Origin of the sequence: Paracidovorax sp. MALMAid1276 (assembly GCF_049198005.1) — a bacterium.
Lineage (GTDB): Bacteria > Pseudomonadota > Gammaproteobacteria > Burkholderiales > Burkholderiaceae_C > Acidovorax.
On record NZ_JBMIRS010000249.1, the window covers coordinates 38,532 to 61,100 of the forward strand.

At 67.8% G+C, this 22,569-nt stretch carries 20 protein-coding genes and 2 pseudogenes; 12 read left to right on the top strand and 10 right to left on the bottom strand.

What is annotated here, in order from left to right; translation table 11 throughout:
- Nucleotides 1-45 precede the first annotated feature (45 nt).
- Genes ACOQFS_RS20765 through hpnE form a run of 5 tightly spaced genes read left to right on the top strand, consistent with a single transcriptional unit; the run spans nucleotide 46 to nucleotide 5,750 of the window.
- Complete coding sequence (locus ACOQFS_RS20765) at nucleotides 46-1,443, top strand: L-serine ammonia-lyase (RefSeq protein ID WP_421564706.1); 1,398 nt, start codon at nucleotides 46-48, stop codon at nucleotides 1,441-1,443.
- A gap of 24 nt (nucleotides 1,444-1,467) precedes the next feature.
- Nucleotides 1,468-2,010: a TRAP transporter small permease subunit gene (locus tag ACOQFS_RS20770; protein ID WP_421564707.1), complete on the top strand. Its 543-nt coding sequence runs from the start codon at nucleotides 1,468-1,470 to the stop codon at nucleotides 2,008-2,010.
- Complete coding sequence (locus ACOQFS_RS20775; protein ID WP_421564708.1) at nucleotides 2,007-3,518, top strand: TRAP transporter large permease subunit; 1,512 nt, start codon at nucleotides 2,007-2,009, stop codon at nucleotides 3,516-3,518. The genes ACOQFS_RS20770 and ACOQFS_RS20775 overlap by 4 nt, the downstream gene beginning before the upstream one ends.
- A 38-nt stretch (nucleotides 3,519-3,556) precedes the next feature.
- Nucleotides 3,557-4,396: a presqualene diphosphate synthase HpnD gene (hpnD, locus tag ACOQFS_RS20780; protein WP_421564709.1), complete on the top strand. Its 840-nt coding sequence runs from the start codon at nucleotides 3,557-3,559 to the stop codon at nucleotides 4,394-4,396.
- A gap of 19 nt (nucleotides 4,397-4,415) precedes the next feature.
- Complete coding sequence (hpnE, locus tag ACOQFS_RS20785) at nucleotides 4,416-5,750, top strand: hydroxysqualene dehydroxylase HpnE (protein WP_421564710.1); 1,335 nt, start codon at nucleotides 4,416-4,418, stop codon at nucleotides 5,748-5,750.
- Between the two features lie 172 nt (nucleotides 5,751-5,922).
- On the opposite strand, the gene ACOQFS_RS20790 is transcribed toward hpnE, so the two are convergent.
- The 9 genes from ACOQFS_RS20790 to ACOQFS_RS20830 form a co-directional block, all read right to left on the bottom strand.
- The gene (locus ACOQFS_RS20790) at nucleotides 5,923-6,666 is read right to left on the bottom strand and encodes an HAD-IA family hydrolase (protein WP_421564711.1); all 744 of its coding nucleotides are present in this window, start codon (nucleotides 6,664-6,666) and stop codon (nucleotides 5,923-5,925) included.
- A gap of 161 nt (nucleotides 6,667-6,827) precedes the next feature.
- Nucleotides 6,828-7,895 carry a LacI family DNA-binding transcriptional regulator gene (locus ACOQFS_RS20795; RefSeq protein WP_421564712.1) on the bottom strand — a complete coding sequence of 356 codons (1,068 nt, stop codon included), beginning with the start codon at nucleotides 7,893-7,895 and terminating at the stop codon, nucleotides 6,828-6,830.
- The gene (locus ACOQFS_RS20800) at nucleotides 7,892-8,917 is read right to left on the bottom strand and encodes a 2-hydroxyacid dehydrogenase (protein WP_421564713.1); all 1,026 of its coding nucleotides are present in this window, start codon (nucleotides 8,915-8,917) and stop codon (nucleotides 7,892-7,894) included. Before ACOQFS_RS20800 ends, ACOQFS_RS20795 begins: the two co-directional genes overlap by 4 nt.
- On the bottom strand, nucleotides 8,914-9,864 hold the full coding sequence (locus tag ACOQFS_RS20805; RefSeq protein WP_421564714.1) for a sugar kinase: 951 nt from the start codon (nucleotides 9,862-9,864) through the stop codon (nucleotides 8,914-8,916). The genes ACOQFS_RS20800 and ACOQFS_RS20805 overlap by 4 nt, the downstream gene beginning before the upstream one ends.
- On the bottom strand, nucleotides 9,861-10,610 hold the full coding sequence (locus ACOQFS_RS20810; protein WP_421564715.1) for a sugar phosphate isomerase/epimerase family protein: 750 nt from the start codon (nucleotides 10,608-10,610) through the stop codon (nucleotides 9,861-9,863). Before ACOQFS_RS20810 ends, ACOQFS_RS20805 begins: the two co-directional genes overlap by 4 nt.
- Before the next feature lie 60 nt (nucleotides 10,611-10,670).
- Nucleotides 10,671-11,450 carry an amino acid ABC transporter ATP-binding protein gene (locus ACOQFS_RS20815; RefSeq protein ID WP_421564716.1) on the bottom strand — a complete coding sequence of 260 codons (780 nt, stop codon included), beginning with the start codon at nucleotides 11,448-11,450 and terminating at the stop codon, nucleotides 10,671-10,673.
- 26 nt (nucleotides 11,451-11,476) lie between these two features.
- Nucleotides 11,477-12,283 carry a transporter substrate-binding domain-containing protein gene (locus tag ACOQFS_RS20820; protein WP_421564717.1) on the bottom strand — a complete coding sequence of 269 codons (807 nt, stop codon included), beginning with the start codon at nucleotides 12,281-12,283 and terminating at the stop codon, nucleotides 11,477-11,479.
- Nucleotides 12,284-12,364: 81 nt separating this feature from the next.
- Nucleotides 12,365-13,018: an amino acid ABC transporter permease gene (locus ACOQFS_RS20825; protein ID WP_421564718.1), complete on the bottom strand. Its 654-nt coding sequence runs from the start codon at nucleotides 13,016-13,018 to the stop codon at nucleotides 12,365-12,367.
- A gap of 50 nt (nucleotides 13,019-13,068) precedes the next feature.
- A complete protein-coding gene (locus ACOQFS_RS20830) occupies nucleotides 13,069-13,740 on the bottom strand; it encodes an amino acid ABC transporter permease (protein WP_421564719.1) in 672 nt (223 codons plus the stop codon).
- Nucleotides 13,741-13,892: 152 nt separating this feature from the next.
- On the opposite strand from ACOQFS_RS20830, the gene hemH reads away from it, so the two are divergent.
- From hemH to ACOQFS_RS20860, 6 genes and pseudogenes are all read left to right on the top strand, one after another.
- Nucleotides 13,893-15,008: a ferrochelatase gene (gene hemH, locus ACOQFS_RS20835; RefSeq protein WP_421564720.1), complete on the top strand. Its 1,116-nt coding sequence runs from the start codon at nucleotides 13,893-13,895 to the stop codon at nucleotides 15,006-15,008.
- 566 nt (nucleotides 15,009-15,574) lie between these two features.
- Nucleotides 15,575-17,026, top strand: a pseudogene (locus ACOQFS_RS20840) (AAA family ATPase); the annotation flags it as partial.
- Between the two features lie 351 nt (nucleotides 17,027-17,377).
- A pseudogene (locus ACOQFS_RS20845) lies at nucleotides 17,378-17,869 on the top strand (S16 family serine protease); the annotation flags it as partial.
- 253 nt (nucleotides 17,870-18,122) lie between these two features.
- Nucleotides 18,123-18,653 (top strand): hypothetical protein, encoded by a 531-nt coding sequence (locus tag ACOQFS_RS20850; protein ID WP_421564721.1) that lies wholly within the window; start codon nucleotides 18,123-18,125, stop codon nucleotides 18,651-18,653.
- A 142-nt stretch (nucleotides 18,654-18,795) separates the two neighbouring features.
- Nucleotides 18,796-19,323 carry a hypothetical protein gene (locus ACOQFS_RS20855; protein ID WP_421564722.1) on the top strand — a complete coding sequence of 176 codons (528 nt, stop codon included), beginning with the start codon at nucleotides 18,796-18,798 and terminating at the stop codon, nucleotides 19,321-19,323.
- Between the two features lie 47 nt (nucleotides 19,324-19,370).
- Nucleotides 19,371-20,408: a hypothetical protein gene (locus tag ACOQFS_RS20860; RefSeq protein ID WP_421564723.1), complete on the top strand. Its 1,038-nt coding sequence runs from the start codon at nucleotides 19,371-19,373 to the stop codon at nucleotides 20,406-20,408.
- Nucleotides 20,409-20,859: 451 nt separating this feature from the next.
- Here ACOQFS_RS20860 and ACOQFS_RS20865 read toward each other — a convergent pair whose 3' ends face one another.
- Nucleotides 20,860-21,771, bottom strand: a complete 912-nt coding sequence (locus tag ACOQFS_RS20865) for an alpha/beta hydrolase (RefSeq protein ID WP_421564724.1) — start codon at nucleotides 21,769-21,771, stop codon at nucleotides 20,860-20,862.
- Between the two features lie 287 nt (nucleotides 21,772-22,058).
- Here ACOQFS_RS20865 and ACOQFS_RS20870 point away from each other — a divergent pair, with 287 nt between their 5' ends.
- Entirely contained in the window at nucleotides 22,059-22,496 is a 438-nt protein-coding gene (locus ACOQFS_RS20870; protein ID WP_421564725.1) for a DUF1810 domain-containing protein, read from the top strand.
- The last annotated feature ends 73 nt before the right edge of the window (nucleotides 22,497-22,569 follow it).

Consider the following 22,569-nt stretch of genomic DNA (forward strand, 5'->3'; position numbering starts at 1 on the left):
GCCACAAGCGCCGGGCCACGGCCTTCAGCCGGCACACCACCCACCATGTCCGTCAGCGTTTTCGACCTTTTCAAGATCGGCATCGGCCCGTCCAGCTCCCACACCGTGGGGCCCATGATCGCCGCGCGCCAGTTCGCCTGCCTGCTGCGGGACACGGCCGGGCTGGCCGCCGTGCACCATGTCAGCGTGGAGCTGTTCGGCTCGCTGTCGGCCACCGGCGTGGGCCACGGCACCCACACCGCCGTGATGCTGGGCCTGGCCGGGCACGAGCCCGACCAGATCGACCCCGACCACATCGCCACCGCCATTGCCGACATCCGCGCGCGCCAGACGCTGGCCTTGCTGGGCACACACCCCGTGCCCTTCGTCGAGAAGGAGCACCTGCTGTTTCGCCGCAAGAGCCTGCCCCTGCACCCCAACGGCATGGCGTTCCACGCCTTCGACGCCGAGGGCCGGGAGATTGCGCAGCGCGAGTACTACTCCGTGGGCGGCGGCTTTGTGGTGGACGCGTCCGGCGAGCGCGTGCTCAACCCGGCGTTTCAGGACGCCGACGCCGAGGGCCACGCGCGCGGGCTGCCCCACCCGTTCCGCACCGGCGCCGAGCTGCTGGCGCAGTGCCGCGCCACCGGCCTCACGCCGGCCCAGCTCATGGCCGCGAACGAAGAGCACTGGCGCAGCGCGCCCGAGGTGCGCCGCCGGCTCATGGCCATCTGGCGCACCATGGCAGGCGCTGTGCAGCGCGGCTGTGCCAGCACGGGCGAGCTGCCCGGCCCGATGCATGTGCGCCGCCGCGCGGCCGAGCTGCACCACAAGCTCAGCCGCTCGCCCGAGGCCTCGCTGCGCGACCCGCTGTCCATGCTGGACTGGGTCAACCTGTACGCCATGGCCGTCAACGAGGAAAACGCCGCCGGCGGCCGCGTGGTGACGGCCCCCACCAATGGAGCGGCAGGTGTCATCCCGGCGGTGCTGCACTACTACGTCAACTTTGTGCCCGGCGCCCATGACGACGGCATTGCCAGCTTTCTGCTCACCGCAGGCGCCATCGGCATCATCTACAAGGAAAACGCATCGCTCTCGGGCGCCGAGGTGGGCTGCCAGGGCGAGGTGGGCGTGGCCTGCTCCATGGCCGCTGGCGCGCTGGCGGCCGTCATGGGCGGCACGCCCGAGCAGATCGAGAACGCCGCCGAGATCGGCATGGAGCACAACCTGGGCATGACCTGCGACCCGGTGGGCGGGCTGGTGCAGATCCCCTGCATCGAGCGCAACGCCATGGGCGCCATCAAGGCCATCAACGCCGCCCGCATGGCGCTGCGCGGCGACGGCACGCACGTGGTCTCGCTCGACAAGGTCATCAAGACCATGATGCAGACCGGCGCGGACATGAAGGTGAAATACAAGGAAACCTCGCGGGGGGGCCTGGCGGTGAATGTGGTGGAATGCTGACCGCCTTCCGCCACCGTCCCGCCCATGCACGCAGCCACCACCGCCCCAGACGCACACAACGCCCCCTCCCCCCGGCTGGAACGCTGGCTTGACCGCCTCACGGGGCTGTTCATGCCTGTGGCTCTGGCCATCGTGGTACTGCTTTTCATGCAATGGCCGCTGCGCGACGGGATCGGCGCGGGGTCCAGCAAGGCCAACGACCTGGCCCAGGCGCTGTTTGCGCTGTATGTGGCGGTAGCCCTGCGCCATGCGGCGCGGCGCGACGCCCACCTCGTCAGCCGCCCCGACCTGACCCACGCGGGCGGGCGGTGGCTGCGCACGCTGCGCAGCGTGGGCGCGCCGCTGGCTGTGCTGCCCTGGGCAGTCTTCGTGTGCTGGCAGGGCACGCCCATGGTGCTGCGCTCGGTGCGAGGGCTGGAGAGCTTTCCTGAAACCGCCAACCCCGGCTACTTTGTGGTGAAGGCAGCGCTCTTGCTTCTGGCAGCGCTGATGGCCTTGCAGGCGCTGGTGGACCTGTGGCGCGCGGTGCGCCTGGCCGTGGCCCGCGCGGAAGGCGGCGCCGCATGAGCGCCCTCGGGCTGTTGCTGCTGGTGCTGGCCCTGGTGCTGATGATGACCACCGGATGGGCTACCTACGCCGTGCTGCTGGCGGTAAGCACGCTGGGCGCCGTGATGGGCTTGGCGTTGGGCGCATTCGATACCGGCGTGCTTCGCACCTTGCCCGAGCGCATGGTGGGCCTGCTGGAGCACGACCTGCTGCAGGCCCTGGTGCTGTATGCCGTGGTGGGCGCGCTGCTCAACCACCTGGCCCTGGTCAACGGCCTCTACGGCGGGCTCAGTAAGACGCTGGCGCGGCTGACAGGGCGGCGCGCTGCCTCTGAAATGGCGGGGCTGGGCGTGGGCATGCTGATGGCGCCCATGAACGGATCGGTGGGCGCCAGCCTGGTCACGCTGTCGCGCACCGCAGGGCGGGCATGGGCCGCCGAAGGCCTGCCCCCCGCGCGGCGCGCCACGCTGGTGGCCGTGGCCAGCACGCTGGGCGTGATCGTGCCGCCCTCGCTGGTGCTGCTGCTGCTGGGCGACGCCATGCTGCGCGCCCATACCGAGGGCCTGACGCTGGCCCGCCAGCTCAGCCTGCCCGCGGCGCAGGCCGGCACGCGCATCATCAACACGCAGGACGTGCTGCAAGCGGCCCTTGCGCCCGGCGCCCTGCTGCTGCTGGCTTGGCTGGCCGTCACCTGGTGGGTGGCGCGGCGGCATGACCGGTCCGCCCCGCCCTCTACACCCACTGCAACGGCCGCCCCCAGCGCCCTGACGCGTGGCGAGGGCTGGACGCTGTGCATCGTGCCCGCCTTCATCATTGCGCTGCTGGCGCTGGTCACCGCCGGCCGCATCCGCGCGGTGGAAGCCGCCGCCACCGCTGGCGTGGCCCTGTTGATATGGGGCCTGGTGTCGCGTCAGCTCACCCGCCCGGTGATGGCGCGGGTGCTGGACGATGCGCTCGCCCTGACTGGTGCGCTGTTTGCGCTGCTGGTAGCGGCCGTCACGTTTTCGCTGCTGCTGCGCGCTTTTGGCACCGACGTGCTGGTGGCCGAATGGATGCGCACCCTGCAAGCCCAGCCCGCGCTGGCCATGGCCGTGGTGCTGCTGGTGCTGCTGGCGTCGGCGTTTGTGCTGGACGCGTTCGAGCTGATCTTTCTGGTGGTGCCCATCGTCATGCCACCGCTGCTGGCGCTGGTGGGTGACGCGGCCTGGGTGGCTGCGCTGGCCTTGCTGGTGCTGCAGGCCGGCTTCTTGCTGCCACCGCTGGGCTACGCGCTGGTGCTGGCCATGGGCCAGGCCCACCCGCGCCCCCCCCTGCGCGACATGGTGCGCGCGCTGGCGCCCTATCTGCTATCGCTGGCCAGTGTGGTGGCGCTGGTGCTGGCCGTGCCGGCCACCACCCACTGGCTGCGCACCAACCCCGCCACGGTGCCCGAAATGACCATCGACGGCGACGACCTGGACGCCCTGATGCGGGAGATGTCGGCCCCTGCCGGGGACGCTCCGGACGCTGCCGAAGCCCCCTCCCAGTAGCCCGGCAGGGCATCGCTTGCGTGGGACAATCGCGCCCCATGACCCCCCAGCAGTACGTACAACAAAAGGCCGTGGCCTCGGGCAGCAGCTTCTACTACGCCTTCTTGTTCCTGCCTGCGCCGCGCCGCGCGGCCATCACGGCGTTCTATGCGTTCTGCCGCGAGGTGGATGATGTGGTCGACGAAGTCAGCGACCCGGGCGTGGCCCGCACCAAGCTGGCCTGGTGGCAGGCCGAGGTGGCCAAGGCCTATGGCGGCCAGCCCAGCCACCCTGTGATGCAGGCGCTGATGCCGCACACCGCCGAATACGGGATCGAGCAGCGCCACCTGCAAGCCGTCATCGACGGCTGCCAGATGGACCTGGAGCAGACCCGCTACCTCGACTTTGCAGGCCTCACCCGCTATTGCCACCTGGTGGCGGGCATCGTGGGCGAGGTCACGGCCCGCATCTTCGGCCAGACGGACGAGCGCACCACGCAGTACGCCCACACGCTGGGCCTGGCCTTCCAGCTCACCAACATCATCCGCGACGTGGGCGAAGACGCCATGATGGGCCGCATCTACCTGCCGGTGAACGAGCTGCAGCAGTTTGATGTGAAGGCGCACGAGATCCTGAAGCGCACCTACTCCGACCGGTTCACCGCGCTGATGCGCTTTCAGGCCGAGCGCGCGCACCGCCTGTACGACGAGGCCCTGGCCCTGCTGCCCGATGCGGACCGCCGCGCGCAGAAGCCCGGCCTCATGATGGCCAGCATCTACCGCACGCTGCTGCGCGAGATCGAACGCGACAACTTCCAGGTGCTGCACCAGCGCATCCGCCTCACGCCGCTGCGCAAGTTCTGGCTGGCGTGGAAGGTGCAGGCGCTGGGCAGGATGTGATGGCGACGTGGTACAGGCCGTGAAGGTCGCCGTCATCGGCGCCGGCTGGGCCGGCATGGCCGCCGCCGTGGGCCTGGCGCAGGCGGGGCTTGCGCCCACGGTGTTCGAAACCGCACGCGCCATCGGCGGCCGGGCGCGGGCCTTCGCGGCGGGCCAGGGCGCAGGCGGCCAGCCGCTGGTGCTGGACAACGGCCAGCACATTCTGATTGGCGCCTATGCCGAAAGCCTGCGCCTGATGCGCCTCGTGGGCGTGGATGTGGAGCGCGCCCTGCTGCGCGCCCCGCTGGCCCTGGCCTTTGCAGACGGCACCGGCCTGCGCCTGCCCGATGCCGCGCCGCCCTGGGACGCGCTGTGGGGCATTGCCCACGCGCGCGGCTGGCGGGCGGGCGACAAGCTGGCCCTGCTGCGCACCGCCGCGCTGTGGCGCCTGCGCGGCTTTCGCTGCGCGCCCGGCACCACGGTGCAACAGCTGTGCGCGGGTCTGCCGCGCCGGCTCGTCGACGAATTCATCGACCCGCTGTGCGTGTCGGCGCTGAACACGCCAGCGGCCGAGGCCTGCGGCCAGGTGTTCTTGCGCGTGCTGCGCGACAGCCTGTTCAGCGGCCGGGGCGGCTCCAACCTGCTGCTGCCGCGCACCGACCTGGGCACGCTGTTCCCCGAGACCGCCGCCCGCTGGCTGCAGCCGCGCGGGGCGGTGATGCACATGGGGCAGCGCGTGCAGGCACTGGCGCTCACGGCCGAGGGCTGGCGCGTGGACGGCGCCCTGTTCGACGCCGTGGTACTGGCCACGCCCAGCACCGAAGCGGCGCGCCTGGTGCGCGTGGCCCAGCCCACCCTGCCCGCGCCCGATGCTGCCCGCGCAGGCGCCTGGGCCGCCACGGCCGAGGCCCTGCGGTTCACCGCCATTGCCACCGTGTATGCGCAGGCGAGCGCTCCGCACATCGGCGCCAACGGTGCCGTGCTGCCCGAGCCCATGCTCGCACTGCGCCCCGCGCCGGGCCAGCCGGCGCAGTTCGTGTTCGACCGGGGCCAGCTGGGTGGCCCGCCCGGGCTTCTGGCTTTTGTGGTCAGCGCCGCCGAAGGCGAGCGCGCCACGCTCGAAGCCGGTGTGCTGCACCAGGCGGCGCAGCAGCTGGGCCTGCCCGGCCTGCAGGCACTGCAGACGGTGGTGGAAAAGCGCGCCACCTTTGCCTGCACCCCCGCGCTGCATCGCCCCCCCACGGTGGTGGCGCCGGGCCTGTGGGCTTGCGGCGACTACACCGAAGGCCCCTACCCCGCCACGCTGGAAGGCGCAGTGCTGAGCGGCACGGGCGTGGCCCGGCAACTGTCCGCAGGCTTACCGCAGCCCCGCTGATGCAGCCCGGCGTGCGCAGAGCTGCACAGCGCACAAAACTTGAAGCCTTTCAAGGCCCCACCGCTTATCCACATTGACTTGATAGCTATAAAAAATATAGCGAGCAGATGTGGGCCGACCGTGGCGCCCATGGAGGCACATCACCGCATCTCTGCGTCATCGCATCACTGCGTCAGCGAAACAGCGCACACAGCGCAGTGAGGCCGTCCACCGTGGCGTGCGGCAGCGCATCGTGCGGCCAGGGGTGGCCGGGGGTGTTGATCCACACGGCCTGCATGCCCGCGTTCAGGGCGCCGTGGGCGTCCAGCGTGGCATCGTCGCCCACATGCAGCACTTCGTGGGGCAGCACCTTGGCCGCCGCCGCGGCCGCGTGGAAGATGCGCGCATCCGGCTTGGGCACGCCAAACACCGTGGCACTGATGCTGGCCTGAAAGTAGTGACCGATGCCGATGCGGTGCACATCGGCGTTGCCGTTGGACAGTGCCACCACCGGGTAGCGGGCCGACAAAAAGGCCAGCGTGTCGTGCGCGTCGGCAAACAGCTCCACCCGCTGGCGTTCGGCAAAAAAGAGGTCGAACGCGGGCTCGGCCAGCGCGGGGTCGTCGCCCGCCTGCGTCAGCGCCAGGCGGATGGATTCGCGCCGCATGGCGCTCAGGTCGTGCTGCAGGTCGGGCCGCAGCGTCACCATCTGGTTGCGGATGGCGCGCAGCGCCTCGGTGCTGGCAAACAGCGCCGCCGTGGCCGGCGCTTGCTCGCCCAGCCACTGCAGCAGCACCGCCTCGGCCCGCGCGATGGTGGGCCAGATGGGCCACAGCGTGTCGTCCAGGTCGATGGAGATGGCGCGGATGCGGGAGAGGTCCAGAGGGGGTGTGGGCACGGCGCGCACCTGAAGATGGAAGGCAATGGTGAAAGACATCCCGCACGCTGCGCGGGATTGCAAAGTTGCGGGATTGCTGGATGCGGCGGCGGGCGTGCCGCGCGGGCCGCACAGCATACTGCAGCGCTCTGACCGTGTTTACGATCTCGCAGGGGATCCCCTAGGAGATCGTAAACACGTTCTCAGGGCAAGGTGCGCGGTCAGACGGCCGCCGCCAGGCCGGGCGCGGCCAGCGACGAGCCGCGCACCACCAGCAGGCCCGGCAGCAGGCTTTCGCGGGCGGGCCCTTGCAGGCCGCCGATCCGCTCCAGCAGGCACTGGGCCGCACGCTGCCCGATCGCGTCGGTGGGCTGGGCCACGGCGCTCAGCCCGGGGCGGATCAGCGAGGCCCAGTCGGGGTCATCGAAGCCCACAAACCCCAGCTCGTTCCCGAACGTCCAGCCCAGGCGCGACATGCTCGCCGCCACCCGCAGGGTGACCACCGAGTTGCCCGCCACCACGGCGCAGCGCTCGCCCGGCGGTGCCTTGCGGCGCAGTTCGGCCAGCGCCTGGTCCAGCACGTCGTCGCCCTGCTCCGCGGCCAGCTCCAGCACCTCGCCCCGCACGGCCGAGCCTTTGGCCGACACCATGGCGCGAAAGGCCTTGGCGCGCTCCACGCGCGAACTCACGCCCTGCAGGGGCTGGGTGATGTACAGCAGGCGCTGCCAGCCTTGCTGCCGCAGGTGGGCGCAGGCTTCGCGCATGGCGCCCCGGTTGTCCAGCGAGACAAAGTCGGCCGCCAGCCCCGCGTGGCGCCGATCCACCATCACGGCGGGCTTGCCGTGCAGGTGGTGCAGGTCGTGGTGCGCCTCGCCCTCGCCCAGGGTGTTGAGGATGAAGCCGTCCACCTGGTAGCTGGCCAGCGCGTCGATGGCCGCGCGTTCACGCTCGCGGTCGTTGCCCAGGTTGAACAGCATGACCAGGTAGCCCGCTTCCTGGCAGACCTTCTCGGCGCCGCACAGCACAGCCACCGAATAGGGGTTGGTGATGTCGGCCACCACCAGGCCGATGAGGCGCGAGCGACCGTGGCTCAGCGCCTGGGCCATGGGGCTGGGCACGTAGGCCAGCTTGGCGATGGCGGCCTCCACCCGCGCGGCGATGTCGGGGCTGAGCAGCCGCTCGCGGTGGTTGAAGTAGCGCGACACCGTGGCCTTGGACACGCCGGCCTCGGCTGCAACATCGGCAATGGTGGGGCGGGCGCGGAGGGCTGCGGGCAGTGGCGTGCTCATGTCTGCGCAGGGTTATACACGGCGGCCGGCCGCTCGCCCGCCAGCGCCTGCAGCAGGTTGGTGGTGGCAAGCTGCGCCATGGCGTGGCGTGTGCCGTGCGTGGCCGATCCGATGTGCGGCAGCGGCGTGACGCGCGGGTGGGTGCGCAAGGGCGATGCCAGCGGCAGCGGCTCGGTGGCAAACACATCGAGCCCCACCGCGCGCAGCGGGCCGTGGTCCAGCGCGTGCAGCAGGTCGGGCTCGACCACCGTGGCGCCCCGGCCGCCGTTGATGAAGATGGCGCCGGGCTTCATCGCCGCAAACAGCTCGGCATTGACCATGCCCCGCGTGCTGGCGGACAAGGGCAGCAGCGCCACCACGAAATCGGCCTGCGCCAGCAGCGCGGCCAGCGGTGTGTGGATGGCCTTGCCCTGCAGCTCAGGCGCCTGCGTGGCTAGGTCCACCGCACGGCGGGCGTGGTACATCACCGGCATGCCGAACCCCAGCGCGGCACGGCGCGCCACGGCCTGGCCGATGCGGCCAAAGCCGAGCAGGCCCAGCGTCTTGCCGTGCACGTCGCTGCCAAACAGGTCTTCGCCAATGTTGCGGGTCCACCGGCCCTCGCGCACCAGCTGCGACAGCTCCACCAGCCTGCGGGCCGTGGCCATGAGCAGGGCAAACACCGCATCTGCCACCGTTTCGTCAAGCACCCCCGGCGTGTGGCACAGCAGAATGCCGCGCGCCTGCAGCACGTCGAGCGCGTAGTTGTCCACCCCCACCGAGATGCTCGACACCACCTGCAGCCGGGGCGCACGCGCCAGCAGGGCGGCATCGATGGGAAAGCTGGATCCGATGAGCCCGTGCGCCTGCGCCAGCGCGGCATCAAACCGCGCACGCTCATCGGGCTTGCGCGGGTCGGCCACCGTCACGTCGTGCACGGCCGTCAGCCGCGCAAGCTGGTCGGGCGGCAGGGGGCGAAACACCAGCACCTGCTTGCGCTGTGGCGCGCCCCCGGCAGCAGCCGCAGCGGCCTGCAAGCTCACAGGCCCGCCTGCTGCAGCTGGGCCCGGGTGGGCAGCCCCTCGGTGTCGCCCAGCACCTGCACGGCGCGCGCGCCAATCCAGGCCCCGCGGCGCACAGCGGCGGGCACGTCAAGGCCTTCGAGCAGCGCACTGATCACGCCCACCGCAAAGCCGTCGCCCGCGCCCACGGTGTCCACCACCTCGGCCACGGGCACGCCGGGCACGCGGCCGGTGCCGGCCACATCGCTGTCGTAATAGGCGCCGTCGGGCCCGAGCTTCACCACCACCAGCTTGGCACCCCGCTCGCGGTAAAAGCGCGCCACGCCTTCGGGCGTGGTCTCGCCCGTCAGGAGCACGCCTTCTTCCATGCCGGGCAGCACCCAGTCGGCATAGGTGGCCAGCGTATTGATCCAGTGGCGCATGGTGTCGGCCGACGACCACAGCGTGGGCCGCAGGTTGGGGTCGAACGAGATGGTGCGGCCCGCCGCGCGCATCACCTCCAGCGTGCGAATGGCCGCCTGCAGGCTGGTGTCCGAAATGGCGGCAAACACGCCCGTGGCGTGCAGGTGGCGCGCCGAGCGCAGCCAGGGCTCGTCCACATCGGCAGGCCCCATCTGGCTGGCGGCCGAGCCCTTGCGGTGGTATTCCACCTGGGGGTCGCGCCCGTCGGTCACGCGCTCCTTGAACTGAAAGCCCGTGCGCTGCGCTGCGTCGCACACCACGTGCGAGCAGTCGATGCCCTCGCCCTGCATCGCGGCCAGCAGCGCGCGGCCCATGGAATCGGTGCCCAGGCGGCTGGCCCAGCCCACCTTCAGCCCCAGGCGCGCCAGGCCGATGGCCACATTGGTCTCGGCCCCGGCCGTGCGCTTGTGAAAGCCGGTGGCGTTCTCCAGCGGTCCGGGCTCGTTGGCCACCAGCAGCAGCATGGCCTCGCCAAACAGGGCAACGTCAAATGCCGTGTCGCTCATGCGGTGGTCTCCCGTGCGGCCCGGATGAAGGCCAGTTGCGCGCGTGTGACGGCCACCAGGTCGTCACCCACCAGCGGATATTCAATGGCATGCGGCACGTTGCCCGGCAGCGCGCGCAGCACGGCCCGCCAGGGCGCGGCCGAATCGGCCAGCGGCACGGCCACCCACTTGCCCGGCAGGCGCTGCACGCCCTTGCAGTGCACATAGCGCACATGCGGCGCCAGGGCCTGCGCGGCCTGCAGCGGGCATTCGCCCTGCCAGTGCCAGTTGCCCATGTCAAAGGTCATGCCCAGGTCCAGCCCCGCCTGCGCCTGCGCGGCAAAGAAGGCCTGCATGGCGCACAGCGTGCCTGCGGTGGCAGTCTGGTCGTTTTCAATCACCAGCTCCACGCCCGGCGCCTGTTGCAGCAGGGCCTGGAGGCGCGGCAGCGACGCATGCGCGTGCGGGCCAAAGCCGCCAATCGACATCTTCAGGCGCGGCGCGGCCAGCACCTGCGCCGCCTGCAGGCCGCGCGCCAGCGCCGCTTCATCGAGCTGGCCCACCGGCGACCACAGGCCTTCGGGGCTGGAATACACCGCCGCGCGGCCCGCCAGCGCGGGCAGCTCGGTGGCGGCATCGCGCAGCAGCTCGCCGCGCACCTCCACGCCATCGGCACCCGCCTGCGCAGCCAGGTCGGTGCACCACAGCTGGCCGTGGCGTCCTGTTTCGGCCGCGCCGAAGGAGGACAGGGAAATCAAAACCTTCATGTGTTTCTTTCAGGCCCGGCCCCGGGGGCGCGGGCCATCTATCGCACGACCCGTCGGGTCTCAATGCGCGTGGTGCGAAGTCAAAATCTGGCCCAAAAACTGCCGCGTCTTGTCGTGCTGCGGCTGGCCAAAGAACTGCTGGGGTGGGGCCTGTTCCAGGATCTTGCCCTCGGCCATGAAGATCACCCGGTCGGCCACGCTGCGGGCAAAGCCCATTTCGTGCGTCACGCACAGCATGGTCATGCCGTCGTCGGCCAGGCTGATCATGGTGTCGAGCACCTCTTTCACCATCTCGGGGTCGAGCGCCGAGGTGGGCTCGTCGAACAGCATGACCTTGGGCGCCATGCACAGCGCGCGCGCAATGGCCACGCGCTGCTGCTGCCCGCCCGACAGCTGGCTGGGGTGCTTGTGCGCCTGCTCGGGAATGCGCACCCGCGTGAGGTACTTCATGGCCACGTCCTCGGCCTCGGCCTTGGACATGCCGCGCGAGCGCATCGGCGCCAGCGTGCAGTTTTCCAGAATGGTCAGGTGCGGGAACAGGTTGAACTGCTGGAACACCATGCCCACCTCGGCGCGCACGGCGTCCACGTTCTTGCCGCCGGCGGTCAGGTCGATGCCATCCACCTCGATGCGGCCCTTTTGCACCGTCTCCAGCCGGTTGATGCAGCGGATCAGCGTGGACTTGCCCGAGCCCGACGGGCCGCAGATCACGATGCGCTCGCCGGGCCGCACCGACAGGTGGATGTCGGTGAGCACCTGAAAGCTGTCATACCACTTGTTGACCCCTTCCATGCGGATGATGGGTGGCGTGGCGGGGGTGCTCGTGACTGCGTCGCTCATCAAAAGGCTCCTTGTGCGTGCCGGGCTTACTGAAGTTTTGGCAGGTCGGCGCCCAGCCACTTCTGGTACAGCTTGTTCAGCTCGCCGTTGGCGGTGTTGCGCTCCACGAAGTCGTTCACGGCCTTGGCCAGCTCGTCCTGGCCGGGGCGCATGGCGATGCCCATGGCCTGCTGCAGCAGGTTGAACTTGTTCTCAAAGGTGTTGGCGGGCACGCGCTTGGCGATCTGCGCCGCCACCGTCACCGAGCAGCCGATGGCATCGACCTGGCCCGAGATCAGCGCCTGCATGGCCGATGCATCGTCGTCAAAGCGGCGGATTTCGGTGCCCTCGGGCGCGGCCTTGGTCACGGCCACGTCCTGCGTGCTGGCACGGGCCACGCCCACGCGCACGCCCTTCAGGTCGGCCGCGCTCTTGATGTTGGCGCCGGTCTTGCCATACAGCACGATGGTGGCGGCCGCGTAGGGCTGCGAGAACTGCACCTGCTTGGCGCGCTCGGGCGTGATGGCGAGCGACGCCACCAGCACATCGACCTTGTTGGTCAGCAAGAACGGAATGCGGTTGGGGCCGGTGACGGGCACGATGTTGGCCTTCACGCCCAGGTCCTTGGCCAGCAGCTTGGCCACGTCGGCGTCATAGCCGTCGGGCTGGTTCTGCGCGTTGGTGGTGCCGTAGGGCGGAAAGTCCACCAGCATGCCAACCGTGATCTCGCCCTTCTTCTTGATGTCGGCAATGCTCTGCGCCGACGCGAGCGGCGCAAAGGCCGAGAGCGCGGCGCCCAGGCCGATGGCGGCGAGTGTGGTGGCAGCGGTGCGGCGTGTGGCTGAAAAGCGCATGGAATGTCTCCTGTGGTGGTGGTCGGTCAAGGGAAGGGGAAGGGGAAGGGAAATCTGGAAAGGGCAGGCCTGCAGGCCACCTCAGCGGGCAAGCGCCCGGGCGCGCTTGCGCTCCATGCGCGCGGCCAGCAGCGACAGCGGCCAGCAGATGATGAAATACAGCGCCGCGACGGTGGTGAACACGTGCAGCGGCTGAAAGGTGGCGTTGTTGATGATCTGCCCGGCCCGCGTGATCTCGGTGAAGCCGATGATGGCCGCCAGCGACGTGCCCTTGATAATCTGCACCATGTAGCCCACCGTGGGCGGCAGCGCGATCTTGAAAGCCTGGGGCAGCACCACGAAGCGCATGCGGTCCACATACTTGAGGTTGAGCGCGTGGGACGCTTCCCACTGCCCGCGCGGCACCGCCTCGATGCAGCCGCGCCAGATCTCGGCCAGAAACGCCGCGCTGTTGAGCACCAGCGCCACGCCTGCTGCCACCCAGGGGTTGATGTCAAACCCCAGCACCGGCGCACCAAAGAAGATGAGGAACAGCTGCAACAGCAGCGGCGTGCCCTGGAACACCTGGATGAACACGCGCGACGCATTGCGCGCCAGGGCGTTCTCGGACGTGCGCGACAGCGCCACCACCAGGCCCAGCAGCGCCCCGCCCACAAAGGCGATGGCCGACAGCGCCAGCGTCCACTGCGCGGCCTGCACGATGAAAAGAAACTCGGAGAGTCCGAAAGTACGCATGGGTGCGGTCCTGGCTCAGAAGCTGTAAAGAGATCCGGGGCGGGCGCTTCTCAGCGGCGGTCGGGGTAGTTCAGGGTGCGCTCGTAGATCAGCTTGAACAGCGCCGAAAACGACAGCGCCAGCGCCAGGTAGATGGCCGTCACCACGATGTAGATCTCGAAGCTGCGGAAGGTCTGCGACTGCAGGTTGGCCGCCACCGAGGTGAGGTCGTCCGCAGAGATCACCGACACCACGGCCGAGCTGAGCATCAGCAGGATGAACTGGCTGGTGAGCGCGGGGTAAATGGCCTTGAGCGCCGGCTTGAGGATGATGAAGCGGAAGATCTCCCAGGGCTTGAGGTTGAGCGCCCGGCCGGCCTCGATCTGCCCCTTGGGAATCGACTCGATGCCCGCCCGCACGATCTCGGCCGCGTAGGCCCCCAGGTTGACCACCATGGCCGTCAGCGCCGCCGTGTAGGGCGACCAGCGCAGGCCGATGGTGGGCAGCGCAAAGAAGAAGAAAAACAGCTGCACCAGAAACGGCGTGTTGCGGATGACCTCGATGTAGGCGTTGATCAGAAACCGCAGCCAGCCCGGCCCGCCCGTCTTGCCCCAGGCGCAAAAAATGGCCACCACCAGCCCGAGCAGCGTGGCGGTGAGCGACAGCTGCACGGTGATCCAGGTGCCCTTGAGCAACAAGGGCCACGCTGCAAACACGGCATCGAACTGGAACTGGTAATTCACGGTGCAAGAAGGCGTTGATCCGAAGTGCGCCCAGTGTATGAAACCGGTTTCAGAAAGGCATTGGGGATTACCCCAGGCACGCAAAAACCGCTGCTTTATCCACCCACAAGAACCCGCACCGGGCACGCGCCGCGCCTGGGCGAAAATGCCCCATGCCCTCCACCTTTGCCCCCGAACCCCCCTACACCCACGGTCAGGCCGAGCGCACTGCCGTGCTGCTGTGCAACCTGGGCACGCCCGACGCGCCCACCACCCCCGCCGTGCGCCGCTACCTGGCGCAGTTTCTGGGCGACCACCGCGTGGTGGAGATTCCCAAGCTGGTGTGGTGGCCCATCCTGCACGGCATCATCCTGCGCACGCGCCCGGCCCAGTCGGCCGCCAAGTACGCGAGCGTGTGGACGCCCGAAGGCTCACCCCTGGCGACGTGGACGGCCAAGCAGGCCACGCTGCTGCGCGGCTGGCTGGGCGAGGCCGGGCACAACGTGCTGGTGCGCCATGCGATGCGCTACGGCAACCCCTCCATCGCCAGCCAGCTCGATGCGCTGAAGGCCGAGGGCGCCACGCGCATCCTGATATTGCCGCTGTACCCGCAGTACTCCGCCACCACCACGGCCAGCGTGTTCGACGCGGTGTACGCCTGGGCCGCACGCACGCGCCATGTGCCCGAGCTGCGTTTCGTCAACCGCTACCACGACGCCCCCGGCTACATCGACGCGCTGGCCCGCACCATCGAGACCCACTGGAAGACCCACGGCCAGCCCGACCAGCTGGTGATGAGCTTTCATGGCGTGCCCGAACGCACCCTGCACCTGGGCGACCCGTACCACTGCGAAGCCCGCAAGACCGGCCGCCTGCTGGCCGAGCGCCTGGGCCTGCGGCCCGACCAGTACCGCATCACCTTCCAGTCGCGCTTTGGCAAGGCCAAGTGGCTGGAGCCCTACACCCAGCCCACCATCGAAGCGCTGGGCAAGGCCGGTACGCGGCGGGTGGACGTGGTGTGCCCCGGCTTCACCAGCGACTGCCTGGAGACGCTGGAAGAGATCAACATGGAAGTGCGCGAGGCGTTCTTGCACGCAGGGGGCCAGGAGTTTCACTACATCCCCTGCCTGAACGACAACAACCACTGGATCACCGCGCTCAGCCGCATCGCGCAGCAGCACCTGGCCGGCTGGCCCACCGAGGCGCCCACCGCCGCGGCCCTGGCCGACGCGCGCAGCCATGCACTGGCCGGCGGCGCGCCGCAGGGCACCTGTCCCGTGGTCCATTGATCAATCACTATTATTTTTATAGCTTTCAGCGCTTACCCAATAAGCGCTAACGGCCATTTTTATCCAAATAATTTCCCCTCTCAAACCAGGACACCACCCCGCCCACCCACAGCGGCTTTCCGGTCTTACCCCCTCTCCCCTCGCGGGAGAGGGTTGGGGAGAGGGGGCAGCACCCGCACCGGGCCCCAGTCACCACGTGTCACCCCCTCTCCCCGACCCTCTCCCGCGAGGGGAGAGGGAGTGACAACCCTCACTGACACCGCTACCCCACCCGGCCTTTTTCATCCATATTGCGCGCTGGCCCTCCTTCTGACCAGGCCCCGCCGCACCCACCACCGCCCATGCCCGCCCACGCCCTCGCCCCCCAGCAACTGCGCCTCACCATCGCCCCCGACAGCCTGGGCTTTGCCACCACGGCCGAGCTGGCGGGCCTGCCCCTGCCCTGGATCGGACAGGAGCGCGCCTACGCCGCCGCGCAGTTTGGCCTGAACCTGCAGCAGCCCGACTACAACCTCTTTGTGCTGGGCGAAGTGGGCAGCGGCCGCGCATCGCTGCTGCGCCAGGCCATGCACGAAGCCGCCGCCCTGCGCCCCGTGCCGCCCGACCTGTGCTACCTGCACCACTTTGACCACCCCGAGCGCCCGCGCGCCCTGCGCCTGCCGCCGGGCCAAGGCCGAGAGCTGCGCCAGTCCATGGCCGATGTGGCGCGCCACCTGCAAGCCGACATCCCCAAGCGCCTGGCCAGCCCCGACTTCAAGGCCGAAGCCGAACGCATCCAGCAGCAGTGGCAGGCGCAAGAATCGGCAGCGTTTGCGCAGCTCGACCAGTTTGCGCAGGCGCGGCAGTTCAACCTGTCGCGCGACGGTGGGCAAATGGTCTTCACCCTCACCGGCGCACAGGGCGAGCCGCTGACCGAAGCCGAAGCCCGCGCCCTGACGCCCGAGCGCCGCGCAGAGATCGAACAGGCCGAGCAGGCCCTGCGTGCCGAGATCGGCCGATTCATGGACACCCTGCGCCCGCTGGAGCGTGCCCGCGACGAGGCCGTGGCCACGCTGCGCAAACGCACCGTCAAGCCGCTGGTCGAGCAGCACCTGCACGCCGTGCGCCAGAGCCTGCGCAAGCAGATCAAGGACGGCGCCAAACTATCGCAATGGCTGGACCGCGTGGAGCGCGCGCTGCTGGAGCACATCGACCTCTTCGAGCCCCTGCACGACCAGGCCCCCGACAGCGACCACAGCGACCACGGCGACGCCGAGGCCGACCGCAAGGACGCGCTGGACGACCTGCTGGCGCGCTGCCAGGTGAACCTGGTGGTGGACAACGACGGCCGCACCGCCGCCCCCGTCATCGTCGAAGACCACCCCACCGCGCGCACCCTGTTCGGCAGCATCGAACACGGCCTGGACGCCGACACCGTGCAGGCCGACCACACCAGCATCCTGGCGGGCAGCCTGCTCAAGGCGCACGGCGGCTTCATCCTGCTGCACCTGCAAGACCTGGCGGCGGAAGAAGGCCTGTGGCCGCGCCTGCGCCGCTTTCTGCGCTGCGGGCGCCTACAGATCGAAGAAGGCGCAGGCGGTGGTGGTGGTGGCGCTGCCGCTGCCCACATCCCCGGCGCGCCCGCCGCGCTGCTGCCCGAGCCCGTGGATGTGGACGTGAAGATCGTGCTGATCGGATCGGTGGAGGACTACTACGCCTTGCAAGAGGCCGACCCCGACGCCGCCCGCCGCTTTCGCGCCAAGGTGGACTTTGTGGAGCGCTTTGCCGCCACCCCCGCCACCCGCCAGGCCACCGCCATCTTTGTCGCGCAGACCTGCCACCAGCGCGGCCTGCCCCACTTCGGCCCCGCCGCCGTGGCCCTGCTGCTGGAGCAATCGCACCGCGAAGCCGACGACCAGGGCCGCCAAAGCGCCCTCTTCGCCCACACCGAGGCGCTGCTCATCGAAAGCGCCGCCCAGTGCCAGCAGCGCAGCGGCACCCTGGTGGACGCCACCGACGTGCAAGCCGCCATTCACGCCCGCCGCCTGCGCCACAACTATCCCGAAGAGCAACTGCACGAATCCATCACCGAAGGCGAGCGCCTGATCACCCTGACCGGCAGCGTGGCCGGCCAGATCAACGCCATGACGCAGATCGACCTGGGCGACTACCGGTTTGGATTCCCCGTGCGCATCACCGCGCGCACCTTTGCCGGGCAAGAGGGCCTGCTCAACATCGAGCGCGAGGTCGATTTGTCCGGCCCCATCCACGACAAGGGCGTGCTGATATTGCACAGCTACCTCACCGCATTGTTCAGCCACGTCGCACCGCTGGCGCTGAACGCCTCCATCGTGTTCGAGCAGGAATACAGCGGCGTGGAAGGCGACTCGGCCTCGTGCGCCGAGCTGTACGCGCTGCTGTCCAGCCTGTCAGGCCTGCCCCTGCGCCAGGGCATTGCCGTGACGGGTGCGCTCAACCAACACGGCGAGGTGCTACCCGTGGGCGGCATCAACGAAAAGATCGAAGGCTGGTTCCGCGCCTGCGCAACGGCCGGGCTGGACGGCACCCACGGCGTGCTGATCCCCGCCCGCAACCAGCGCCACCTGATGCTGGACCGCAGCGTGCTGGACGCGGTAGAACGCGGGCTGTTCCACGTCTACACCATGGGGCATGTGAGCGAGGGGATTGCGCTGCTGACGGGCGAGGCATCGGGCATGAGCCCGGCGGAGTTGCTGCCGGCGCAGGCTGTCGAGCTGGCCGGGGGGGCGGCTACGGTGGAGGACACGGTGATGCAGCGGGCGGAGGTGACGCTGCGGGGGTATCGGAGGGCTTGTCAGGTGGCGGGGGGGGCGCGGAGGGGGCGTGGGGGGCGGGGGCGCTAGTTAGCTCAGTGGCCCAAAAGACTGAATTCTCAGAGCTCCGGCTGCTTGGCAGCGTTAGCAGTCAGTCGGTCGATTTGGCGACTGGCCCAACCGCCTAAAGTAGGCACGATGCGTGGGCTGCCCGGGCCGACTGCAGATAGATGCTGCGGCTAGCCCAAATCGGCCGCACTTGGCATCTCGCCTGCACTCCCTGGCTCTCGTGCCGTTTTTTGGTGCCGCCTACCATTGTCGCCCCTGCCCTATTGAGGACAACATGCCCCGCCCAGTGAACCACTCTGCTGGCGCCGAACAGCGCGCCCACCGGATCTTGCAAAAGACTTCGGACATCGAAGAGCTGCGAGCTGCGCAGGCATACCTCCTGCCACTCGCGGGTCTGACGCTGGACCAGACCGCCCTCCTACTCGGCCGTGATCGCTATTGGGTCTCCCGCACGCGCAACCTGTTCATTCGTGAGCAGAAGCCACTTAAGCATGGAGGGCGCCGGCAAGCGCTCGTTCCTCAGGATCAGGAACTGGCACTGGTCAAACAAGCCTTCATCAGTCCCGAGACAGTTGCTTGGCGCCACGGAGCAACCACTTTGCGCACGAACCTACGACACTGGCTTAAAAAAGAGACCGGTGCAGATGTTGCCGAATCGACGATCACGTCGATGCTCGACCGGGTTGCGCCGAAGATTCTTGCTGGCGCTAAGGGCACCGACTTGCAGAGGATCTCTCATTGGCTGGAACGACTATTCGCGGCTGAGAAAGAGTTGTGCGAAAGGAGCGGTAATCCCTGGCCCTAATTATTGCGCCTTGACCAAGCAGCGTGGCCTAAAACGGGCCTTTACAGTCTGATTTGTGCCTAGTGGCTGACGGCCGTAATCGGTCTTCGGGTCGCGCCAGCACTTGACACGACTCTAAAACCTTTTGCTTAAGGAACGCACCATGCCTAGCCAACTGCCCAGCCAACTCAAGACCTACAACGCTTGGACCTTCAATAAAGTCGAAGGCGGAACCTTCCGCCGCAACAAGCGGGACTTCGCCCATCACGAATACCCGATCCTTGCCCCTCTGCCCACCAACGGGCGCCACACCAAGGCGCTTGAAGCGTCCCGCCTGGGTGGCCCTTACATCTACTTTGTCACCGACGACAGCGGCCAGGTGCGCTACGTGGGCAAATCGCTCGAAGATCAAGTAATTCAGCGCTGGGTACGTCCGGGCATCCGCGGCACAGCCAAGCACTACTGGACGCACTCCACCAAGAGCGGCGGTTGCGTGTTCAATATCGCCAAAGGGCTCCAAGCGGGAGAATCCCGCGAATACAACCTGCGCTACGTGCCTTTGATGGAAATCACGCCCGAGGTTTACATGCAACTTGGATTGCCGGACATGGCTGATCCAACCCTTTGCTTGCCGGTGGTCGAACAAGCACTGGTCAAGATGCTCAATCCCGACTGGAACGCGCGGCGCTGAGCCTGAAGACCAACCGCCCCCCCCAACGGTCAGAGAGGATGATGCCTATGGAAGCGCCAGAAAAAGAAACCCTGCACAACCCCCTGCGATACTGGAACGATCGCCCCGACTATCTTGCAGAGATGGATCAGCGGGATGCAGAAATGGACCGGGAAGACTCCCTCTCCGACCGTTACGCGTTCCAGCTCGGCCAAGACTTGGCTAGGCACGGCTTGAGCATTGACCCTAACACCACTTGCACCGAGATGGTCCGGGGGTTCGAGCACGGCAAGCGCCAGCCATCAAGAACTGCGGACGTGTATCTCCGCAAGCTCCTGACGCTGCGCAAGAACGCCTACCATCGAGGAATTGCCGTCAGTTCCGTGTTGACCAAGGAATACCTTAAGAGCATCACCGTGACGGTGTGCCCCGTCTCCGGCGTCAATTTGACGCAGGGCACGATGACCGACACTGACTGGTCCGTCGATCGCCTGAACAACCAACTCGGCTACGTCCCTGGCAATTTGTGCATCATGTCGGCGCGCGTTAACCGCCTCAAAGATGCAGACGATGTGACTTCAATCGGAATGCAGGGTGCGTACAACTGGTTGATTTTGGGAGGCGGGGAAGGCCTGTACCAGGAAGTGGGTTCAGGACTGCTGGCCATCGAGGCGATGCGGCTTACCTCGTTGATGCAGGGGCCTAGCCACATGAGGTCGGGTGGCTTGGTGCGCTTTCCCCCATATGCAATGGCACCTTCTGCCTGGACCACCCTTGACGGAGCCATCGCTGGCATCCATGTGGAGTGCGCCCGCTCTCGCGTGGACGAAGGCTACCCCTACCGCCGCCGACGCGATCTATTCAAACACTTGGGCAAAGAGCACTGGAGCAAGAGCAATCGACTGGTATCCCTGCTACGCAAGATGTTGGCCAACGGCAAGCATCCTGCGGATGTCTGGTTTGACGACACTCCTTTGGACATGCTGCTTGAGTTGACTGAAGAATTTCTAAGCAATCCGCGACCTGTTGACGGCGCGGTGGATTTGGAAGCTGTCAGGCAAAGAGTTCAGACAGGGATAGATCCGCTGGCGCAGTTTGCAAGATGAGCATTCGCCCGCTGCGCTGAGTCAGGACGCTATGACGGTAGTGAGCACAGAATAAATGGCCCGAAAAGTACAAGTCGCTGTTGCGAATGTTTTACCGGTCAGCTCTCCAGCTGATTGTTCAGCCTTTACTCGAACGATCTCGCCTTGTGCAATCTTAGTCATGGCCTTCCCCTTATCCGTCAGCGTTGATAGTCAGGTATCAATCTTGGTGCTTCGACCCCGTTTGTGTAAGGTAGGAAGTCTGTTCGTATTCCTTCAAAGGCATATCTAACCGGCCGGTTTGGATGAGGCATTCGGCAAGTCGGCTGACAGCTGGATTTACAGCGATACAGAGAGTCGCTCGATTCAACGGCACGTATGAGGCAGGCGATCGCAAAACTCTAGTAGCGCTTTCAGCCTAGAACAGGCGTCGAATAGCCACCACCTCCGCATCGAGCACCGACTCCGCTACCTACACACGCCCCTTTAGCCACGCCACAACATCCCCCGTCACCTCCTCCCGTTTTGTCTCATTCAAGATTTCATGCCGTGCCCCAGGGTACAGCTTGACCGTCACATCGGCCACACCCGCATCCCGATACCGCTGCCCCAGTTGCTGAAGCAAAGCCCCGCCTGCGGCCAGCGGGTCTGCGTCGCCGGATGCGATGAGGATGGGCAGGTCGCTGCGGATGCGCGCGAGCAGCGCGGGGTCGGCCAGCCGGGGGGCGGGGGCGAAGAGTGAGGGGATCACGTCGGGCGGCACATCCCAGCCGCACCACGGGTCGGCCACGTAGGCATCGACCTCGGCGGCGTCGCGCGACAGCCATTCGTAGCCGGTGCGGTGCTCAAAGCCTGCGTTGAATGCCGCAAGCCCGGCGGGCGCATCGGCGGGGGCGTTGGCCATGGCGGCGGCGAGCAGGTCGAGGGCGGTGGAGCCTGACAGGATGACGCCGGACCAGGTGGATGAGTGGTCCAGGATGGCCGCCTGCGCTGCGAACGAGCCCATGGAATGGCCGAACAGAAAGAGCGGCAGGCCGGGGTGCTGCGCACGCAGCAGTGCGCCGAACTGGGCCACGTCGGCAATGAGTCCGCTGAAGCCTGCGCTGCCAAGGTCGCCCAGCTTGTCGCCCGCCGTGCGCCCGTGGCCGCGATGGTCCACGGCGTGGACGATGAAGCCTGCGGCGTTCAGGGCCCGGGCAAAGCGGTCGTAGCGCTCGCCGTGCTCGGCCAGGCCGTGGGAGATTTGAACGACGCCCACGGGTTGGCCCGGGGTTTCGGCCCAGGTGTAGGTGGTGATGCGGGTGCCGTCGGCGGTGGACTGGAAGGAGGAGGTGGTGGCGGGGTTCATCGATTCATTCTGGCACGCGGGTTGGCGGGGTGTCACGGTGATTTCTGCCTTGGCCCGCTGGTGCCTTTGCCGTTCTTTTGCTGCAGGGGCCATCGAGGCGGTTGAGTCCGTTGATGCGGGGTGTGGCGCCGTGCAAGGCTTCGACAGGCTCAGCCCGAACGGGTGGTGGGGGTTCAACGGTGGTGACTCGCGTCGCTCGATGTGGCTGCCCTGCGGCCATTCATGTTGGGGTTGCCTGTGCTGAGCCAGAGCCGCGCAAGGCTTCGACAGGCTCAGCCCGAACAGGTGTTTTGCGTTCAACGGCACCAGCCCAATAATTCCGCATGCCCCTGCCCCTGCCCCCGTTCAACCTCGACCGCTTTGTGCAAGCCCAAGACCCCGTCTGGCCGCGCGTGTTGGCCGAGCTGCGGGCGGGCCGCAAGCGCACGCACTGGATGTGGTTTGTGTTTCCGCAGATCCAGGGACTGGGGCGCAGCGACATGGCGCAGCGCTATGCCATTCAGTCGCTGGCCGAGGCGCAGGCTTACCTGGCACACCCGGTGCTGGCGGGGCGGCTGCGCGACTGCTGCCAGATCCTGCTGGAGCTGCAGGCGCCCTCTTCCGCGCTTGCGGTGTTTGGCTCGCCAGACGACCTCAAGCTGCGGTCTTGCATGACGCTGTTTGCCGAGGCCGCTGCGCCGGACAGCGGTTTGTTTGACGCGGTGCTGCACAGGTACTTTGGCGGGCACAAGGACCTGCGCACGTTGGAGCTGCTCGCGTAGGGGGTTTTGCGGCACGTTGGCGTATGGTGGGTTGCTCTATGCGAAACATATACAATTCAAATACGTTTTGCAT